This window comes from Rhizobium sp. 2MFCol3.1, assembly GCF_000377565.1.
In the GTDB taxonomy this organism is placed as follows: domain Bacteria; phylum Pseudomonadota; class Alphaproteobacteria; order Rhizobiales; family Rhizobiaceae; genus Rhizobium.
This window is the reverse complement of sequence record NZ_KB898356.1, coordinates 396960-416246: the sequence shown is the minus strand read 5'-3', so window position 1 is coordinate 416246 and position 19287 is coordinate 396960. Positions and strand designations below refer to the sequence as shown.

Annotated in this window: 19 protein-coding genes; 9 read left to right on the top strand and 10 right to left on the bottom strand. The window is 62.9% G+C overall.

The window, feature by feature from the left end; all coding sequences use genetic code 11:
* Positions 1 to 3: 3 nt before the first annotated feature.
* On the bottom strand, positions 4 to 855 hold the full coding sequence (locus D460_RS0110715; RefSeq protein ID WP_018898543.1) for a LysR family transcriptional regulator: 852 nt from the start codon (positions 853 to 855) through the stop codon (positions 4 to 6).
* Positions 856 to 956: 101 nt separating this feature from the next.
* Between D460_RS0110715 and D460_RS0110710 the strand changes: the two genes are divergently transcribed.
* Together D460_RS0110710 and D460_RS0110705 are read left to right on the top strand one after the other, a co-directional pair.
* Positions 957 to 1955 carry a zinc-dependent alcohol dehydrogenase family protein gene (locus tag D460_RS0110710; RefSeq protein ID WP_018898542.1) on the top strand — a complete coding sequence of 333 codons (999 nt, stop codon included), beginning with the start codon at positions 957 to 959 and terminating at the stop codon, positions 1953 to 1955.
* Positions 1956 to 2047: 92 nt separating this feature from the next.
* On the top strand, positions 2048 to 2959 hold the full coding sequence (locus D460_RS0110705) for an agmatinase (protein ID WP_018898541.1): 912 nt from the start codon (positions 2048 to 2050) through the stop codon (positions 2957 to 2959).
* Between the two features lie 13 nt (positions 2960 to 2972).
* Here the strand turns inward: D460_RS0110705 and D460_RS0110700 are convergent, their stop codons facing one another.
* Positions 2973 to 4130, bottom strand: a complete 1158-nt coding sequence (locus D460_RS0110700) for an adenosylhomocysteinase (RefSeq protein ID WP_018898540.1) — start codon at positions 4128 to 4130, stop codon at positions 2973 to 2975.
* Between the two features lie 445 nt (positions 4131 to 4575).
* Here D460_RS0110700 and D460_RS0110695 point away from each other — a divergent pair, with 445 nt between their 5' ends.
* The 5 genes from D460_RS0110695 (at position 4576) to D460_RS0110675 (ending at position 9901) form a co-directional block, all read left to right on the top strand.
* On the top strand, positions 4576 to 5088 hold the full coding sequence (locus D460_RS0110695; RefSeq protein ID WP_018898539.1) for an NUDIX hydrolase: 513 nt from the start codon (positions 4576 to 4578) through the stop codon (positions 5086 to 5088).
* Positions 5089 to 5152: 64 nt separating this feature from the next.
* Positions 5153 to 6652, top strand: coding sequence for an inorganic phosphate transporter (locus tag D460_RS0110690; RefSeq protein ID WP_018898538.1), 1500 nt, complete (start codon positions 5153 to 5155; stop codon positions 6650 to 6652).
* 13 nt (positions 6653 to 6665) lie between these two features.
* On the top strand, positions 6666 to 7406 hold the full coding sequence (locus D460_RS0110685; protein ID WP_018898537.1) for a 16S rRNA (uracil(1498)-N(3))-methyltransferase: 741 nt from the start codon (positions 6666 to 6668) through the stop codon (positions 7404 to 7406).
* A 146-nt stretch (positions 7407 to 7552) separates the two neighbouring features.
* Positions 7553 to 8926, top strand: a complete 1374-nt coding sequence (locus D460_RS0110680; RefSeq protein ID WP_018898536.1) for a glutamate--cysteine ligase — start codon at positions 7553 to 7555, stop codon at positions 8924 to 8926.
* A gap of 99 nt (positions 8927 to 9025) precedes the next feature.
* Positions 9026 to 9901, top strand: a complete 876-nt coding sequence (locus D460_RS0110675; protein ID WP_018898535.1) for a DUF937 domain-containing protein — start codon at positions 9026 to 9028, stop codon at positions 9899 to 9901.
* A gap of 96 nt (positions 9902 to 9997) precedes the next feature.
* On the opposite strand, the gene D460_RS0110670 is transcribed toward D460_RS0110675, so the two are convergent.
* Complete coding sequence (locus D460_RS0110670; protein ID WP_018898534.1) at positions 9998 to 10297, bottom strand: DUF1127 domain-containing protein; 300 nt, start codon at positions 10295 to 10297, stop codon at positions 9998 to 10000.
* Between the two features lie 203 nt (positions 10298 to 10500).
* Here D460_RS0110670 and D460_RS0110665 point away from each other — a divergent pair, with 203 nt between their 5' ends.
* On the top strand, positions 10501 to 11457 hold the full coding sequence (locus D460_RS0110665) for a LysR substrate-binding domain-containing protein (protein ID WP_018898533.1): 957 nt from the start codon (positions 10501 to 10503) through the stop codon (positions 11455 to 11457).
* A gap of 23 nt (positions 11458 to 11480) precedes the next feature.
* Here the strand turns inward: D460_RS0110665 and D460_RS0110660 are convergent, their stop codons facing one another.
* The 5 genes from D460_RS0110660 to D460_RS0110635 all read right to left on the bottom strand — a co-directional run bounded on the left by D460_RS0110660 (position 11481) and on the right by D460_RS0110635 (position 16417).
* On the bottom strand, positions 11481 to 12128 hold the full coding sequence (locus D460_RS0110660; RefSeq protein ID WP_026283010.1) for a TetR/AcrR family transcriptional regulator: 648 nt from the start codon (positions 12126 to 12128) through the stop codon (positions 11481 to 11483).
* Between the two features lie 281 nt (positions 12129 to 12409).
* Positions 12410 to 12832, bottom strand: coding sequence for an MAPEG family protein (locus D460_RS0110650; protein ID WP_026283009.1), 423 nt, complete (start codon positions 12830 to 12832; stop codon positions 12410 to 12412).
* Positions 12833 to 12929: 97 nt separating this feature from the next.
* A complete protein-coding gene (locus D460_RS0110645) occupies positions 12930 to 13487 on the bottom strand; it encodes a hypothetical protein (RefSeq protein WP_018898530.1) in 558 nt (185 codons plus the stop codon).
* Positions 13487 to 14971, bottom strand: a complete 1485-nt coding sequence (guaB, locus tag D460_RS0110640; protein ID WP_018898529.1) for an IMP dehydrogenase — start codon at positions 14969 to 14971, stop codon at positions 13487 to 13489. The genes D460_RS0110645 and guaB overlap by 1 nt, the downstream gene beginning before the upstream one ends.
* A gap of 453 nt (positions 14972 to 15424) precedes the next feature.
* Positions 15425 to 16417 (bottom strand): MBL fold metallo-hydrolase, encoded by a 993-nt coding sequence (locus D460_RS0110635; RefSeq protein ID WP_018898528.1) that lies wholly within the window; start codon positions 16415 to 16417, stop codon positions 15425 to 15427.
* Between the two features lie 254 nt (positions 16418 to 16671).
* Here D460_RS0110635 and D460_RS0110630 point away from each other — a divergent pair, with 254 nt between their 5' ends.
* Positions 16672 to 18096, top strand: coding sequence for a DHA2 family efflux MFS transporter permease subunit (locus tag D460_RS0110630; RefSeq protein ID WP_018898527.1), 1425 nt, complete (start codon positions 16672 to 16674; stop codon positions 18094 to 18096).
* 13 nt (positions 18097 to 18109) lie between these two features.
* Here the strand turns inward: D460_RS0110630 and D460_RS0110625 are convergent, their stop codons facing one another.
* A complete protein-coding gene (locus D460_RS0110625; RefSeq protein WP_018898526.1) occupies positions 18110 to 18505 on the bottom strand; it encodes a VOC family protein in 396 nt (131 codons plus the stop codon).
* A 60-nt stretch (positions 18506 to 18565) separates the two neighbouring features.
* On the bottom strand, positions 18566 to 19285 hold the full coding sequence (locus tag D460_RS0110620) for an RlmE family RNA methyltransferase (protein ID WP_026283008.1): 720 nt from the start codon (positions 19283 to 19285) through the stop codon (positions 18566 to 18568).
* Between the last annotated feature and the right edge of the window lie 2 nt (positions 19286 to 19287).

The window sequence follows — 19287 nt, the reverse complement described above, 5'->3', positions numbered from 1 at the left end:
CGGTCAGTTGGCCAGGCGCTCGATGACGTGATCGAGCAGGGCGCGCAGCCGCGCCATCCGCTTCATATCGCGATGATAGCCGACCCAGGTATCGCGCCCCGGCGGCGGCTCGCCGAGATCGACGCGCTCGATCGCGGCCATGCTATCGCCAAGCGGGCGCGGCAGGACGGCGAGGCCGGCGCCGTTGGCGCAGAGCGTTGCCTGCACATCGCGGTTGTTGCTGCGAAGCGCGATCGCGGCTTTCGGCAGCAGGCGCTGGAGCCATAAGACATCTGGCATGCCGCCGAAGGCTTCATCCATGGTGACCAGACGCGCGCCCTCCCCCTCTCCGACAACAGGATGCGGCAGGCCGCGCTTGATGTAGAGGCCATATTCGATACGCAGCAGCCTGCGGGAGATCACTTCCGGTTCCGTGAAGGGCGCGATGCGGAAGACGAGGTCGGCCTCGCGCCGGGAGAGGCTGAGCAGGCGGCTGTCGGTCAAGAGCTCGACGACGACCTTGGGATAGGCGAGAGAAAACTCGGCGATGACGGGCGCCAACAGATGGGTGCCGAACCAATCGGATGAGGACAGGCGCAGGAAGCCGGTGAGGTCGCTTGCGGTGCCGGCCAGTTCGCGCTGCAGGGCAAGCGCCTCCTCCTCGATCCGCTCGGCATGGGCAAAGACCGCCACGCCTTCGTCGGTCAACACGAAACCATCGGCGGTGCGCTGGAAGAGCGTCTGGCCGAGTGCTGCCTCAAGGGCGCGCAGGCGCCGGCCCATGGTCGGCTGGGTCAGCCCAAGGCTGCGCGCCGCCGCACCCAAGGTGCCGAGCCTGGCAATGGCCAGGAACAGCCTGAGATCGCTCCACTCCATGCTCACCCAAACATTTCTGCATGATCTTCATACGTTATCTATGATTTCCATTCGATCTTCAACGACGCATCCTTCTTTCACAAACACGAAAGGAGTGTTCCATGTCTTCGAAATTCACGATGAACGCGCTTGTCGTCGACGCACCGCAGGGTGCGTTTCGCCAGACGGAAATTGCCCGGCCTGAGGCCGCCAAGGGTGAGGTGCTGGTGCGCATCCAGGCCAGCGGCGTCAATCCGCTCGACACCAAGATCCGCGCCGGCAACGCCGCCCATGCCCGCCATCCCCTGCCCGCCATCCTCGGCATCGACATGGCTGGTATCGTCGAGGCGGTCGGGCCCGATGTGACCGGCTTCCGGCGCGGCGACGCGGTCTACGGCATGACCGGCGGTGTCGGCGGCATTCAGGGGTCGCTCGCCGAGTTCGCGGCTGTCGATGCCGGCCTCATCGCGCTCAAACCGAGCAATCTGTCGATGCGGGAAGCCGCAGCCCTGCCGCTGGCGGCGATCACAGCATGGGAAGGGCTTGTGGACCGAGCAAAGGTCGCGAACGGCCAGCGTGTCCTCGTCATCGGCGGCGCCGGCGGGGTCGGGCATATCGCAGTGCAGATCGCGGGGGCCGTTGGCGCCGATGTCTATGCCATCGATGGTGCGGCGAAGGCGGACTATCTCCGCAGCCTCGGCGCCACGCCGATTGACCGCGCCGTCGGCACCATTGAGGATCACGTCGCGACCTATACCGCTGGGCGTGGCTTCGATGTCGTCTACGATACGGTCGGCGGCGCCGGGCTCGACATGGCGTTCAAGGCGGTGAGCCGGTTCGGCCATGTCGTCAGCGCGCTCGGCTGGGGCACGCATGCGCTGGCGCCGCTCTCCTTCAAGGCGGCGAGCTATTCCGGCGTGTTCACCCTGCTGCCGCTACTGACAGGCGAAGGCCGCGCGCATCACGGCGAGATCCTGCGCGAGGTGACGCGGCTCGCCGAAGCGGGCAAGCTTTTGCCCCGCATGGACAGCCGGCGGTTTTCGCTTGCCGATGTCGCCGAGGCGCACAGGTTGATCGAAAGCCGCGAGGCTGAGGGCAAGCTGGTGGTCGAGATCGATTGAGGCTCGGTTACGGCGCTCAACATTCTCATGGACGTTGAGCGCCGCCGGTGTTTGAGTGCCTGCGCCCATCGAACAATGATCCGGATCCCGCAATGACCGCTTCGCCTGCCTTTCTTGGTCTCAATTCTCATATGCCTGCCGGCGCCACGCCTCGCATGGTGATCTTCGGTGCTGCTCACGGCAGCACCTATCGCGACAAGGACAGCAGCGGCTACGCCACCGCGGCCAATGCCATCCGCGCCGCGAGCCAGGAAGACGCACCACTTGTCGAGCATTGGGATTTTGATCTCGGTGGACCGCTTTTTGACGGCAAACCGGCATGCTGCTTCGATGCCGGTGATTTGCCGACCAAGATGCATGACAACACGGGGAATCGGGCGCTGATCGAGGCAAAGACACGGGAAATACTGGCGATGTCAGCCGTACCGATCCTGCTCGGCGGCGACGATTCCGTCCCTATTCCCTTCCTCGCCGGATTCGCGGATCACGGGCCGATCTGGATTGTCCAGATCGATGCGCACATCGACTGGCGCGATGAGCTCCATGGCGAGCGTCACGGCTATTCCAACCCGATGCGCCGGGCGAGCGAGATGGGACATATCGCGGGAATGATACAGGTGGGCATGCGCGGCGTCGGAAGCGCTCGCCGCACGGAAATCGAAGCGGCTGAGGCCTATGGCAGCCAGTTCGTCACCGCTCGGGAGGTTCATTCTCTCGGAGTCGACGCCGCCCTCCGGCATGTTCCCGAAGGCGCCCGGGTCGTGATCACACTGGACTGCGATGGCCTCGACCCCAGCATCATGCCCGGCGTGGCTGCCCGGTCGCCCGGCGGCCTTACATACACACAGGTCATCGATCTGATTGCCGGCGTCGGCAGACGAGGCCGGATCGTGGGCTTCGACCTCGTCGAACTCTATCCGCCTGCCGATATCGACGGTATTTCCGCGCTGACGGCAGCGCGTCTGGTCACCAACGCAATCGGGACGATCGCGCGCCAGGTCTGACGAGTTTTCGCGCCTACCGCGCCAGATCGAGATAGGCGCTCGCCACCATCGCGTCGATGTCCGCAGGGACCGGTACGATGCAGGCTTCCGGACCGACGCCCCGTTTGGCGACGCGCTCGAGGCAGCGGACCTGCAGGGTGAAGCCGAGGTCCATGGATTCCACGGAATTACCTAGCGGGCGCGGGCCGGCGAGGTTGGCCATATGGCCGCCGCCCAGGATGTGGATGGCGCGACCGTCCTTCAGATGCAGGGTCTCGATGCCGTCGGCCGGATAGCGGTCGGTCGCGACGACGTCCTCATGGGCGCGGAAGGCGGTGACGTCAATCTCGTTGGGGAAATGGCCGCCGTTCATCAGGATCGCGCCGTTCTTGATCAGCGGCAGGTCCTTCAAGGTGATGATATCGGGATGGCCGGTGACGGTGACGAGCACGTCGGCGGAGCGGATGGCGTCATCGCGCAGCGGGGTCACGAAACCATCCAGATGCGCTTCGAGCGTGGTCACCGGGTCGATATCGACGACGCTTACCTGCGAGAAGGCATTGCGGAAGCAGGCGGCGGTGCCCTTGCCGCAGGCGCCATAGCCGAAGACCGTGACGCGCTTGCCGTTGGTGGAGCGGTTGGTGAAGCGCATGTAGCTCTCGAACAGGCTCTGGCCGACGGCATGCTTGTTTTCGGCGAATTGCTTGATCGGGCTGTCGTTGATGACGAGGATCGGCATGTTCAGCTTGTCGCGCAGCGGCAGCAGGCGGGTGCGGCCGGAGGTGGTCTCTTCGGTGCCACCAAGGAGATTGGCATAAGGGCTTTCCGCAGCGATGGCGAAGAGATCGCCGCCATTGTCGAGCAGCAGATCGGGCTTTTCGGCGACCACGGCAACAAGGCTCTGATGATGCGCGGCGGGGTCGGTGGTCTGGGTGGCGAAGACGGTGATGCCCTGGCTGCGCAGATATTCCACGGTCGCCGGCTGGGTGCTGTTCAGGTTGCCGGTGCAGACCAGACGCGCGCCGCCGGCGTTGAGCGTCATCAGAAGCGCCACCGTTTTCGGTTCGAGATGGATGCCGGTGCCGATCGTCAGGCCCTCGAAGGGGCGAGTGTCGCGGAACTTTGCCGCCGTTGCCTGCAGCAGCCGGCAGCTCCCCCCGATCCAATCGATGCGCATTGCTTCCGATACCATGAACCATCCTCCTGTTTTCGACGCATTGATAAGCCGAATGGCGGGTGGCGACCAAGGATATTTTTGCGTGAACGGCAACGAAAACCTGTCGACTCATTGCGGCGGATCACCTGTCCCAGCGGGCTTTGAGTGGCTAAATTACCCCTTCAGGATGTTAGCCGGGCAATCTTTTCTGTGGAGAACCGACGCAGAATCGCCAATGTTTGGGCCTATCGGCATGCGTCATCACGTCATCATTGATTATGACGAAAGCCAATATCATATTCTTTGGTACTCGACGTGACGGAAATAGAGCATTCGATGGCGGTTTTTTGAAACCGAAACCAAAACGAAAGGCTCTATTGATAGCATCAAGCCTGAACCGAAAGAAAAACACACACATGGATCGCGCAAGCTTTCCATGAGACACTAATATACACACGCAACCGTAAAGGTGACCCGACCGTTGAGCCTACTTGCCCGCCTCGCCTCCGATCTGCAGCTGATGTTCTGGCGCCCTCCGCGCCAGCAATATGCTGCGCTCTGCTACCGGAGGAAAGGCAAGACCGGCGCGATCGAGGTGCTGCTTCTGACCAGCCGCGATACCGGCCGCTGGGTGATCCCCAAGGGCTGGCCGATGGACGGCAAGACCTCCTACGAGGTCGCCGCCCGCGAGGCTTACGAGGAAGCCGGCGTGCGCGGGACAGTCGAGAGCCAGACGATCGGCTGCTACCACTATCCCAAGGTGCTGAAGAACGGGCTGAAGGTGACCTGCAAGGTTCAGGTCTACGTGCTCGAGGTCTCGACGATCGCCAAGAGCTTCAAGGAAAAGGGCGAGCGGCGTTACGAGTGGGTCTCCTGCGAAGAGGCCGCCAAGCGCGTCAATGAGCCGGAACTGCGCGATCTTTTCCTGCTCTTCAAGCGCCGCATGGCCGAGCCGCTCGAACCACTGAAGCTGCAGCAGATTCCGGCTGAATGATTCCTGCCATCTTGCGCTGCTAGAATTAGCGGCGCAAAAGCGGGCCTCAATCACAAGGAACAGCATGGCCGACCGCCCCACCGTCCTCACCAAACGAACGCTCGACAAGGATCTCGACAAGCTCACGCAAGTCGAGGACGCGTCGAAGTACGTCTCGCGCAAGCTGGTGGCGCCGGGGATCGGCTTCGTCTTTCTTGGCCTCGCCATGCTGTTTGCGGCGATCTACGTCTTCGGCCGTCCCGACGCCGGGCTGGTGATCGCGGCCGCGGCCCTTGCGGCCTACATGGCCATGAACATCGGCGCGAACGACGTGACCAACAACGTTGGCGCCGCCGTCGGTGCGCGCGCCATGACCATGGGCCAGGCGCTTATCATCGCGGCGATCTTCGAGATCCTCGGCGCGACGATATCGGGCGGCGCGGTGGTGAAGACGATCTCGTCGAGCATCGTCGACGCCTCTCAGATCCCGCCCGCGACGCTCTCCTGGATCATGATGGCGGCGCTGATGGCGGCGGCACTCTGGATCAACCTCGCGACATGGCTCAACGCGCCCGTTTCGACCACGCACTCGATCGTCGGCGCGGTGATCGGCGCCGGCGTGGGAGCGCTCGGGCCGGGACCGGTCAACTGGCGGGTCCTGGCCGAGATCACCTCCAGCTGGATGACCTCGCCGCTGATCGCCGGCGTGATCGCCGCCGGCATGCTCTATCTCGTCAAGACGCTGATCATCTACCGCGAGGACAAGATCACCTCGGCCAAGCGCTGGGTGCCGGTGCTGATTGCTATCATGGTGGGCGGCTTCACCGCTTACATGATCCTGCAGCTTGAACGCATGAACGCGTTTTCGGCATCGACGATCATCCTGCTCGGCATCGCGGCGGGCGTGGTCGGCTGGCTGGTGGCGCGGCCGCTGGTCAATATGCGGGCGCAGGGGCTGGAGAACCGCAACAGCTCGCTGCGGGTGCTGTTCCAGATGCCGCTGATCGGCGCGGCGGCGTTGCTGTCGTTCGCGCACGGCGCCAACGACGTGTCCAACGCCGTAGGCCCGCTCTCGGCGATCGTGCGCGTTTCCTTCGGACAGCCTCTCATCCGCGGCTCAGAACCGCCGCTCTGGGTGATGCTGATCGGGGCGCTCGGCATTTCTGTCGGTCTGCTGCTCTTCGGGCCGCGCCTGATCCGCCTCGTCGGCGAGCAGATCACCAAGCTCAACCCGATGCGCGCCTATTGCGTGGCGATGGCGACGGCGTTCACCGTGATCGTCGCCTCCTGGTTCGGACTGCCGGTCAGTACCACGCATATCGCTGTTGGCGCGGTGTTCGGCGTCGGGTTCTTCCGCGAATGGTACACCCGCAACTCCAAGCGCCGGATCGAATACATGCGCCGCAAGGCCGAGGTCTGGATGCTGGAGGAGCCTGACGACCCCAACACCCACGAGGTGCGCCGGCGCCGGCTGGTGCGGCGGTCCCACTTCATGACGATCATCGCCGCCTGGGTCATCACCGTGCCGGCATCCGCCGTGCTTGCGGCCGTGCTCTATTGGGCTATGGTCGCGCTCTTCGTTTAGCCAGGACATTTCGATGCGCGCCAATTTCAGAATGCAACGGCTGTTTGTCGCCGCTCCCCTCTCCAAAGGCGTGGCCGCCGAGGCGACGCCGGACCAGTATAATTATCTGGCCAATGTGCTGAGGATGGGCGACGGCGCCGAAATCCTCGTCTTCAACGGCCGTGACGGCGAATGGAAGGCGAAGCTTTCGCTGCCGACCCGCAAGCGCATCATGATCGTGCCGGAGGAGCAGACGCGGCCGCAGCCGGAGCCTTCCGACCTGCATTATCTCTTCGCGCCGCTGAAGGTCGGGCGGCTGGATTATCTCGTGCAGAAGGCGGTGGAGATGGGCGCCGGCGTGCTGCAGCCTGTCATGACGCAGCATGTGCAGGGCAAGATCAACAATCTCGACAAGCTCCGCGCCAACGTCATCGAGGCGGCCGAGCAATGCGGCATTCTCGGTATCCCAGAGGTCGCCGAGCCGGTGCGGCTCTTCGACATGCTCGACGAATGGCCGAGCGACCGGCGTATCATCTATTGCGACGAGGGCGATGCCGGGCAGAACCCGCTGCCGATCCTTTCCGCGATAAAGGAGCGCAAGCTGGCGCTGCTCGTCGGGCCCGAGGGCGGCTTTTCCGAGGACGAGCGCGCGCGCCTGCGCAGCCTCGATTTCGTGACCGCGATCCCGCTCGGGCCGAGAATATTGCGCGCCGATACCGCAGCCGTTGCCGCCATGGCAGTGATACAGGCGGCACTCGGCGACTGGAACCAATAGCCGCGTGGGCAACAGGCCACAGTTGCTGGTATTTTTTTGATGGCTGGTTGAAACAATTTCACTTGCAACATACGTGCCAGCGGTCCTAATCACCCTTCCTACTGTCCGGATACTTTCCGGGCGTTTCCCGAATACAGGTTACTTGAATGGCTCGCGATACTACCGACCAGACCCCGCTCTCTTCGGTTCAGGAGCTGACCGATTATCTTGCGGCGGGAAACAAGCCGGAAGAGAAGTTCCGCATCGGCACCGAACATGAGAAGTTCGCCTTCTTCCGCGCCGATAACAGCCCGGTTCCCTATTTCGGTGAGAACAGCATTTCGGGCCTTCTGAAGGGTCTCGAAGCGAAGAGCGGCTGGGAGCCGATCCTCGACGGCGAAAACATCATCGGCCTTGCCGAGCCATCGGGCATGGGCGCGATCTCGATCGAGCCCGGCGGGCAGTTCGAACTCTCGGGCGCGCCGCTCGAAAACATCCACCAGACCTGCAAGGAATCCAACGCGCATCTGGCCGTGCTGCGCGAGATCGCCGAGCCGATGGGCATCCGGTTCCTGGGGATTGGCGGCAGCCCGAAGTGGACGCTCGCCGAAACGCCGGTCATGCCGAAGTCGCGCTACGGGATCATGAGCCGCTACATGCCGAAGGTCGGCACGCAGGGTCTCGACATGATGTACCGGACCTGCACGATCCAGGTGAACCTCGACTTTTCGTCGGAAGCCGATATGCGCAAGAAGATGCGCGTCTCGATGAAGCTGCAGTCGCTGGCAACGGCGCTGTTTGCCTCCTCCCCCTTTACCGAAGGCAAGCTCAACGGCCTGCAGTCCTGGCGCGGCGATATCTGGCGCGACACGGACAACAACCGCTCGGGCCTGCTCGACTTCACCTTCCGCGACGATTTCGGCTTCAACGACTATGTGGAATGGGCGCTCGACGTGCCGATGTATTTCATCGTCCGCGACGGCCGCTACAAGGACTGTACCCACATCACCTTCCGCCAGTTCATGAACGGCGCGCTGAAGGGCGAGATTGCCGCCTGGGAGCCGACGATGGGCGACTGGACCAACCATCTCTCGACGCTCTTCCCCGACGTGCGCCTGAAGCGCTTCCTCGAAATGCGCGGCGCCGATGGCGGCCCGTGGCGCCGCATCTGCGCGCTGCCGGCCTTCTGGGTCGGCCTCCTCTACGACGCAACTGCACTCGAGGCTGCCGACCAGCTGACCAAGGACTGGGGCTTCGACGAGGTGAACGCATTGCGCAACGCGGTGCCGGCCGAGGGGCTGAAGGCCGCATTCCGTGGCCACACGCTTTACGATACGGCGCGCGACGTGCTTGCCATTTCCAAGGCGGGCCTCAAGGCGCGCGGCAAGCTCAACAGCGAAGGCCAGGACGAGACGATCTTCCTGTCGCCGCTGGACGAGGTGATGGCCAAGAAGGCGACGCTGGCGGAAGACCTGCTCGCGCTCTACAACGGCCGCTGGAACGGTTCGGTCGAGCCTGTGTTCACCGAGTATCAATACTAAAGGCAGCCACTAAGCCCTTCTGCAAAAAGCGGTTTGCGCATTCCTTTTTCCGGCTATAGTGACGCGATCATGCGTCGCGAACCGGGAAAGGGCTTTTCCATGCTGCCACTCTTCGACATGATGATGCAGGCGCAGAACGGCGCGGCGATGGACGCGATCTCCAAGCAGTTCAACCTGGCGCAGGAACAGGCGACGCAGGCAATGGCCGCCTTGATGCCGGCGTTTTCGGCCGGGCTGAAGCGGAGCAGCAGCAACCCCTACGATTTCATGGGCCTGATGCAGGCGGTGTCCTCCGGCAACTATGCCAAGTATTTCGAGGACATGAGCAAGGCGTTCACGCCGCAGGGGATCTCCGACGGCAATGACATCCTGGCGCAGCTCTTCGGCTCCAAGGAAGTGTCGCGGGCAGTCGCGGCGCAGGCCGCGCAGATGACCGGGATCGGCCAGGAAATCTACAAGCAGATGCTGCCGATCATGGCCGGCACGCTGATGGGCGGGCTGTTCAAGCAATCGATGGGGCAGATGAACGCGCCGGTGAACCCCTTCGTCAACACGGCGATGGGCGAGAGCATTCAGCAATGGCTGCAAGCCACCGGTTTCGCGCCGAAGCAGACGCCGACGCCGCAGCCGAGCATTTTCGACAATCCATTCACGCAGGCGATGCAGCTGATGTTCAGCGTGCCGAAGCCGGAGCCTGAAAAGGCGGCACCAGCCAATCCCTTCCTCGACAATCCCTTCACCAAGGCATTCCAGGAAATGATGGGCAGCTTCGCCCAGCCCGCAACGCAGAAGCCCGCGGAAGCGCCGAAGGCCAGCGAAAAGGCGGAGAAGGCGCCCGAGGCCTCAAGCTACATGGATATGCTGAACACCATGTTCGACAGCGGGCTCGAAGTGCAAAAGGGCTACCAGAAAAACATGGAAGCGATCTTCGAGAGCTACATGCCGAAGACGCCGCCCTCCTCCCCCAAGCCATAAGACGCGCATAAAAAAACCCGGAGACGACTGGGAGGTCGGCACCGGGCAAGAGGCAGGGTTATTGGCTATCACCCTGCGGGGAAAACTGGTTTCGGCTCAATCCTGATTAAGCCGGTGAAGCGAATTGCGGCCGCGATTGCGCGCGGACCGCGTCAGTTGATCCGACGGATCCTCGAAGAAGGTCGAGGCCAGGAAGGCCGCGTCGAGATCGGCCCGGGAAAGGCCGATATCCCTCAGCTGGTTGTCGTCGAGCTCGTGCAGCGCGTTGATCTCCATACGATTGCGGAACACGCGCAGTACGGATGCCAGCGTTGCGAAACCGGCGACGAGACGCTGCGAAAAGGTCCTGGTCGCGGGGTTGCAGTCGAGTTCTAATATCCGGTCTGTCGTGCGCATGGGATGATCCTTTCATGGGCGCGCAACAACCCGCCCTTTCCGCGCGATCAGGCACGGAGAGGCAAGTTGGTTTTCGAGCGGACAGGCCGATTTGCCTGGCCATCACTTTGATTGATTTGCAGCCACAAGATGCCAAAGGGCTATTGATCAGTCCAACGAATGTTTCTAATGATTATCATCAGAGATGTTTATAGGTGAGAACCATGGCCGCGCCTCTTGATATTGACCAGCTGCAGACCTTCATCGCCATCATCGATTCCGGCAGCTTCACCAAGGCCGCCGACCGGGTCTACAAGACGCAATCCGCCGTTTCGATGCAGATGCGCCGCCTCGAGGAGCGCATCGGCAAGCAGCTGTTCATCAAGGACGGCCGCGGCAACCGGCTGACCGTCGAGGGCGAGAAGCTGCTCAACTATGCCCGCCGCATCATCCGCCTCAACAACGAGGCAATCGCCGCCTTCGACGACAACCGGCTCGAGGGCACGCTCAGGATCGGCACGCCCGACGACTATGCCGAACGCTACATGCCCGAAATCATCGGCCGCTTCGCCAAGACGCATCCGAATGTCGAGCTCTACATCGTCTGCGAGCCGTCGGTCGATCTGGCCGAGCGCATGCACAGGGGCGAACTCGACATTGCGCTGGTGACGCATAATCCGCGCGTGCGCATGTCGGACGTGGTCAGGACCGAACCGCTCTGCTGGGTCGGCTCGGCCAACCATCCGATCCGCGACGATGCGCCAGTGCCGCTCGCCGTCGGTCGCCGCGACTGCCCGTGGAGACAGACCGCCATAGCCGCACTCGACGCGGGCGGGCGCGAACATCAGATCCTGTTCACCAGCTGGTCGTGCACCGTCATCGCGGCGGCGGTTCTCTCCGGGCTTGCCGTCTCGACAATGCCGGAATCGGCGCTGCGCACAGGCATGAAGGTGCTCACCCAGGCGGATGGCTTCCCGGCGCTCCCCCCGGTGCAGATCGGCATCATGAAGCGGCCAGGCGTTTCGATCTCGCTGATGAACGCGATTACCGCGCACATCACCGCCTGCCTCGACAACATCACGCCTGCCGTGGTGGAGGACAATCTCGACGCCGAGGTGAAAGGCACTTACGTGCGCGCCCAGCCGCGCCTGAAGGTCGCGAACACGGTGACGAGCTGGTAATCGGCACGAGCTGGCAATTGGGATCAGCCGGTGGCCAGTTCCGCCGGTATGGACGTGAAGAAGGACCTGCGCACGAGTGACTTGCACTCCTGCAGGATGCGGGCGGCGAAGCAGGGGTCGCTCGTTACGGCAAGCCTGACCGACGAGCCGATCAGGTGGCTGAAGAGATAGGTGCGCGCCTCGCTATCGACATTGCTGAGTTCGGGCGCGATGCGCTGGGCGGTTTCGCGAAATATCCGGGCAATTCGGCTGTTGTGCTCCACGTTGAGCTGCGAGAGGTCCTGATCGGTCTCTGTGCCGAGCCAGATGCCGAGGCTCGCGGCATCATTGCGGTAGTCCTCATAATGCCAGTCGATGGTCGCCTCGAGCACATCGAGCGCTTCCGGCACGGATTGCACGGACGCGAAGGCATCCGCCACCCTTGCGCGGATTGCCAGCGAATGGCGATCGAACAGCGCTTTGACGATCGCCGCCTTCTCGGGAAAATACTGGTAGACCGAGCCGATCGGCACATTGGCGGCGACCGCGAGTTCGGTCATGCGCATGGCGCCGACACCCTTGGCCGCAATCAGCTCCGAGGCGGCGGACAAGATCAGGTCCAGCCTCTGAATACTGCGTTCCTGTTTCGGCTTCCTGCGGAGGCCAATGCGATCGAAGCTCCCGACGTTCATGTCGTTCCCCATCCCTCTTATTCGCAGACCGGACATTGCCCAAAACCGGCCCTTTTGGCCGATATGACATGCAGGTCTTCATGAGGCGTAAACAGGATAGGTTGTATTTTATCGACCGGCAAAAGCTCAACCAAATCGAGGTGATACGCCCTGATTTGGTCGGTTTTTCGAGGGTAAATTTACGCAGTTTTTGCGGAAAGAATGCGTCGCATGGCGTGTAAGGCGCTGCCGTCACTCCCCGGGATCAGCAAGGCCGATTCGCGGGGAGCGAGGTGGCCGGCTCAGCCGTTCGGGAACATGATCCAGACCGCAAGCCAGACCCACATGACGCCTAGCACGAGATAGCCGGCGGCAAAGAGCGGGCTGCGGTAGCGCAGGTTGTTGCTGGTGACGTGGACGAAGGCGTGGACATAGCGCAAGGCAACGAAGATCCAGGCGAGCACGAGCGCGATCAGGTTATCCGCTTCGGTCATGTAGAGAAGGATGCAGCAGGCGTAGAACAGCATCGGCAGTTCGTACTGATTGGCAAGGCTGTTCTTGACGATCAGGCTTTCGGTCGGCTCGCCACGGTTTTCGCGATAGTCGGACGCATGAACCTTGCCCGACTTCAGCATCTTCTGGCGGCGGTAGCCGAGGAGCATGTAGAGCATGTAGACCAGCGCCGCATGGGCGATGATGGGCCAGAACATCTCATAGCCTGTCATTCCGGTCATACGCTCGTCTCCTTTGCCAGTTTTCTTTTGGTGCCAGAGCTTTAGAGCAAACGAACCGGGGTTTCCAGTGTCGGTTGGGCCAGTGACGTCAGCGATCCGTCGGCGGCACGATGCGGTAAACAAGGAAGCGCAGGATGACGATGACGCAGACGGTCAGGCTGGCGAATTTGAGGCTCGACGCCCAGGGCAATAAGGCCGTCGCGAAGCTCCACTCGGCACCGCCGGCGAAGAGGTTGTCGGTCAGGATGTTCTCGGCATAATCGGAGAAGCCGTAGATGAAGGGCAGCGCATAGATCGCGGCGATCATCAAGGGATGCATCGGGCGATTGAAGTAGCGGCCGGCGGGGCGCAGCTTGGCGAGAACGGTAAACAGGAACGCCGTCAGCACGAACGGCAGGATGAGATCGGGCCCGCGATGCATGGAGACAAGCAAGTCGCGCGCTTCCGGCTTTCGCTCGAGCAAGCCGCGCATGGCATCGATATCGCTCGCATCATAGCGACCCAGCCGCGCTTCGAGCATCGCGGCGTGGGTCATATCCTGAAACGGCAGGACGTAGCCCAGGAGCATCCAGATGAAGACGCCCAGGGAGATGGCCGCGAGCAGCGCGACGACCAAGGTCGGAATACGGCTGCTCGCGTCGTTCATCAGGCGCCGGAACCCGGGTAGTTCGGGCTTTCGCGGGTGATGGTCACATCGTGCGGATGGCTTTCGCGGAGGCCCGCGCCAGAGATGCGCACGAAGGTGGCGCGCTCCTGGAAGTCCTTGAGGTCCTTGCCGCCGACATAGCCCATGGCAGCCTTCAGGCCGCCAGCGAGCTGATGCAGAACGCCGGAGACCGGGCCCTTGTAGGGAACCTGACCTTCGATACCCTCGGGAACGAGCTTGAGGGTGTCGCGCACTTCCGCCTGGAAGTAACGGTCGGCCGAGCCGCGGGCCATGGCGCCAACGGAGCCCATGCCGCGATAGGCTTTGAAGGAGCGGCCCTGATAGAGGTAGACTTCGCCCGGGCTTTCATCGGTGCCAGCAAGCAGCGAGCCGATCATGACGGCGGATGCGCCGGATGCGATCGCCTTGGCGACGTCGCCGGAGAACTTGATGCCGCCATCGGCGATGACGGGGACATCCTGGGCGCGGGCTGCTTCGACTGCCGACATGATGGCGGCGAGCTGCGGAACGCCGACGCCGGCGACGATGCGGGTGGTGCAGATCGAGCCCGGGCCGATACCGACCTTGACGGCATCCGCACCTGCATCGATCAGCGCCTTGGTGCCATCCGAAGTGGCGACGTTGCCGGCCATGACACGCACGGAGTTCGAGAGCTTCTTGACGCGCGCAACGGCGTTCAGAACGCCCTGCGAGTGGCCGTGAGCGGTATCAACGACGAGCAGGTCGACGCCGGCTTCGATCAGGCGCTCGGCGCGCTCGAAGCCATCGTCACCAACGCCGACTGCGGCTGCGGCGCGGAGGCGACCCTGCGCATCCTTGGAGGCGTTGGGGTTGAGCTGCGACTTCTCGATGTCCTTGACGGTGATGAGACCGACGCAACGGCCTTCGCCATCGATCACCAGCAGCTTTTCGATGCGGTGGGCGTGCAGCAGACGTTTGGCTTCTTGCTGGTCGACGGTTTCCTTGACGGTGACGAGGCCCTCGCGGGTCATCAGTTCATAGATCTTCTGGGCCGGATCGGAGGCGAAGCGGACGTCGCGGTTGGTGAGGATGCCGACGAGGCGGCCGGACTTCTCAACGACCGGGATGCCGGAGATGCTGTGGATCTTCATCAGCGCCAGCGCATCGGCGAGCGTCGCATCGGGGCCGATGGTGACAGGGTTGACGACCATGCCGCTTTCGAACTTCTTGACCTGGCGGACCTGCTCGGCCTGCTCGATCGGGGTCAGGTTCTTGTGAATGACGCCGAGGCCGCCGGCCTGCGCCATGGCGATCGCCAGCCGGCTCTCGGTGACGGTGTCCATGGCGGACGAGATGATGGGTATGTTGAGTTCGAAATCGGTGGCGATGCGCGTCGCGACGCTGGTCTGGCCCGGAAGGACGTCGGAATGACCAGGCTGCAGCAGCACGTCATCGAAGGTGAGTGCGTCTAAACCGGTCGGCGTTTCAATGATGCGAGCCATGGCCAATTCCTTATAAAAGAAAAATGCACCCTCACCCGGAACGTCTTATCCGCACCGGCGATGTGTAAGGTTGCTTTGGAAGTTGGCGAGGGCTGGTACCACGTCTATGGCGTTAAGGGAATAGTAAAAAATGTGGCCGGCCGTGGGTGGCGTGAGCGAGGGGAAAGAGCGGTCGCCATGCGCTCCCTTGCGCCGAAAGCACGTCGGCTAAGGTTTCGCGCCGCCCTCCCCGCATCCTCATCCCTGTGCTCGTCACAGGGATCCAGCGCGCTCAAGTCCTTGAACGCAATTGACTCTTTTCGCCACGCAGACGCGCGTCGGCTGGATTCCTGTGACGAGCACAGGAATGAGGGCGGAGAGAGACTGGTGCGCTTTCCTGGCGAGAAACGCACGCCGAAAACACGACAAGCCCGGCGCGGTGGCCGGGCTTGGTATGGCTGCCATGCAGCAGGATCAGAGGTCGAACTGGTAGGTCTTGGGAACGAAGCGGTAGCCGCTTTCGTAAACCTCCGCGAAGCCGACGGCCGGGAACGGCATGTGGTAGCCGAGGAAGGGCACCTTGTCGGCAGCGATCATGTCGAACACCTTCTTGCGGGTGGCGGCTGCCTGGGCTTTGTCCATGTCGAAGCGGACTTCCCAGGTGGGGTTTTGCAGCGACAGGATATAGTGGTTGGCGGTATCGCCGGTGGCGATCAGCCGCTTTCCATCCGACTCGATGTTGAAGATCATGTGGCCCGGCGTGTGGCCGGGGGCCAGCATGGCGGTGATGCCTGAAGCGATGGTGTCACCCTCGCCGATGAAGGTCATCTTTTCGGCCAGCGGCGCGACATTGGCGAGCACCGCCTTGTGGCCGCCTTCGGCCGGCGTTCCCTCGCGGGCCTTGTCGGTCCAGAAGTCGTACTCGGTCTTGCCGGCGACGTAGCGGGCCTTGGCGAAGGCCGGCTTGCCGCCTTCCATCAGGCCGCCGATGTGATCGCCATGCAGATGGGTGAGCGCCACGATGGTGATGTCGTCGGTCGAGTAGCCGGCAGCCTTGAGGCCGGCTGCGAGCTGGCCGTTGCCCTTGGCGCGGCCGCCTTCGCCGAAGCCTGTGTCAACCAGGATCACGTCGGAGCCGGTATCGACCACGAAGGGCGCTAAGGTGTTGACGAACTTGTCGGTCGGCAGGAAGTTCTTGGCGAGCAGCGCCTGAACGGTCTCCGGCGGCTGGTTGGTGCCGAAGGTTTCATTCGGCTTTTCGCCAACCACGCCACCGTCCTTGACGACGGTGAACTTGAAGGAGCCGAGCTTGAACTGATTGAACTGGGGCTGCGTCGTCGCATCCATCTTGGTGTTATCTCCGGTTGCGGCCAGTGCGGCCGTCTCTTTCAAAATCATCGGCGCGGCCAGCAGGCTAACGCCTGCCGCAACAAATGCGCGCCTGTTCATCCCCATCGAAATCGCCATGTTCCATCCTTTGTCATAACGCACGGCGCATTGCCGCGCCGCCCCCGTCGTCATCGCGTATCAGCGTTTATCGCAATCCGCTGAAACGAACATATGTCAATTCCGCGCGTTAAAATGGCTGAACCATCCGTCTCACGCAGACGTGATGCATTCGCATTTCCTAAGATGATTGCGCACTTGGCAGATGCCGGTGCGAGGACTAAAGAGCGATGGCTTTCCCAGGCGCCTTCGCAAGACCCCCAAGGCATTCGCGCATGAACCGCATCGTTCCCCTGATCCTTGCCGTCGCGCTCTTCATGGAGCAGATGGATTCCACCGTCATCTCGACCGCGCTGCCGGCGATCGCCAACGACCTGCATGTCGGGCCGATCACGCTGAAGCTGGCGCTGACATCCTACATGGTGTCGCTGGCCGTGTTCATCCCGATCAGCGGCTGGATGGCGGACCGGTTCGGCGCCAAGCGGATCTTTCGCCTCGCCATCTGCGTCTTCGTTATCGGCTCGATCTTCTGCGCGATCTCGTCCGGCCTGATCGAATTCGTCGTCGCCCGCTTCCTGCAGGGCGTGGGCGGGGCGATGATGACGCCGGTCGGGCGCCTGGTGCTGTTGCGCACCACCAAGCGCAGCGATCTCGTCCCGGCGATGGCGCTGCTGACCATCCCGGCACTCGTCGGGCCGCTGGCGGGACCGCCGCTCGGCGGCTTCATCACCACCTATTTCACCTGGCACTGGATCTTCCTGATCAACGTGCCCGTCGGCATCATCGGTGTCTGGTTGGCGACGATCTTCCTGCCCGAGGTCGAGGCGACGGCGCCGCCGAAGCTCGACATCACCGGCTTCGTGCTGACCTCGTTTGCCGCCGCCGGCGTGGTCTTCGGCCTCTCCGTCGTCAGCCTGCCGGCGCTGCCGCCGATCATCGGCATCGTGGCGACCGCGATCGGCATCGTCTGCGGCGCGCTTTATGTGCGCCACGCGAGACGACATCCGGCGCCGATCCTCAATCTGCAGCTCTTCAAAAACCCGACCTTCCGCGCATCGACGACGGGCGGTACGCTGTTTCGCATCTGCATCGGCGCCATGCCTTTCCTGACGCCGCTGATGCTGCAGCTCGGTTTCGGGCTGACGCCGTTCCAATCCGGCCTCATCACCTTTGCCGGCGCGATCGGCGCGATTACCACGAAATTCATGGCCAAGCGGGTCTTCGCGGCCGTGGGCTTCCGCACGACGCTGCTGACCGCGGCGGGCGTGACGACGCTGGTAACTGTGACCACCGGCTTCTTTACGCCGGCGACGCCGCATCTCCTCATCATCCTGGTGCTTCTGATCGGCGGCTTCTCGCGCTCATTCTTCTTCACCGGCGTCAACGCGCTTGCCTATGCCGATATCGACGATGCGCAGGCGAGCCAGGCGACATCGATGAGCTCCGTGATGCAGCAGATCAGCCTGGCGCTCGGCGTGGCCGTGGCCGCGGCGATCCTGGAGACCTCGATCTTCATTCGCGGCGAAGCGCTGCAGGTGGTGGACTTCCACATTGCCTTCTACGTGATCGCGCTGATGACCGTGGTTGCAACCATCCCCTTCATCCGCATGGACAAGCATGCCGGCGCGCTGGTGTCCGGCCATCGCGTCAAGCCGCTCGCGGCAACGGTGCTGGAGGCGGAACAGCAGGCTGTGAAGTAAGCGTCCGCGGGCCTTACTCTGCGGCCGGCTCGGGCGCCTCGCAGACGGCGCTCAGCTTGTTGCCATCGGGATCGCGCACATAGGCGGCATAGAAATTGGCATGGAAGGGGCGCAGGCCCGGCTCGCCCTCGCTGACGCCGCCGGCTGATATCGCCGCGCGATAGAAGGCATCGACATCCGCCCGGGTTTCGGCCTCAAGCGCAATCATCGTACCGTTGCCATTCGAGGCGCGGCGGCGGTTGAAGGGGGTGACGATCCACAGCCGACAGCGGATATCGCCATCGGCGGCGTAGCCGATCTCTTCCTCCGAATAGCGCTGGCGGCGATAGCCGAGAACGGGAAGCACGACATCATAGAAATGCCGGGCCTGGTCGATGTCGTTGGTTCCGAGCGTGACGTAAAGCAGCATTGATATCCGCGGTCATTCCGGTCTTGGGAGTGTCATATTCCACCCGGAATGGACCTAAGATCAAGCCTCCGTTTCGCCGGCCTCTGGTTTGCGTCCCTTGAAGCCCTTGGCGAGCAGGAACATCTCGACGGATTCGGCGCGCGAGGAGGCCGGCTTGACGTGGACGACCTGCTTGAAATTCTGCTTCAGCAGATTGAGCAGGTCCTTTTCCGTGCCGCCCTGGAAGGTCTTGGCCAGGAAGTGACCGCCCTCGCCCAGAACCTCGATGGCGAAATGTGCCGCGACTTCGCACAGATGCATGGTGCGCAGATGGTCCGTTCTGTGGTGGCCCGTGGTCGGCGCCGCCATGTCGGAGATGACGAGATCGGGCGTGCCGCCGACGGCTTCCATCAGCTGGTCGGGCGCCGTCGGATCGAGGAAGTCGAGCTGCAGGATCTTGACGCCGGGGAGCTGCGCCATCTCCAGGAAGTCGATGGCCGCGACGCGCACGTCCTCATCCGTCGATCCGGTGACCTTGGCGGCGATCTGCGACCAGCTGCCCGGCGCGGCACCGAGATCGATGATGCGGCGCGCGCCCTTCAGGATGCCGTGCTTCTCGTCGATCTCCAAAAGCTTGAAGGCGGCGCGGGCGCGGTAGCCTTCGAGCTGGGCGCGCTGCACATAGGGATCGTTGATATGGCGCTGCAGCCACTGGCGCGAGGACGCCTTCATCTTCTTGTTCTTGACGCGCTGGCCGAGCTTGCGGCCGGTGCGGTTGCCCGCAATGGTTGGCTTGGTCATAG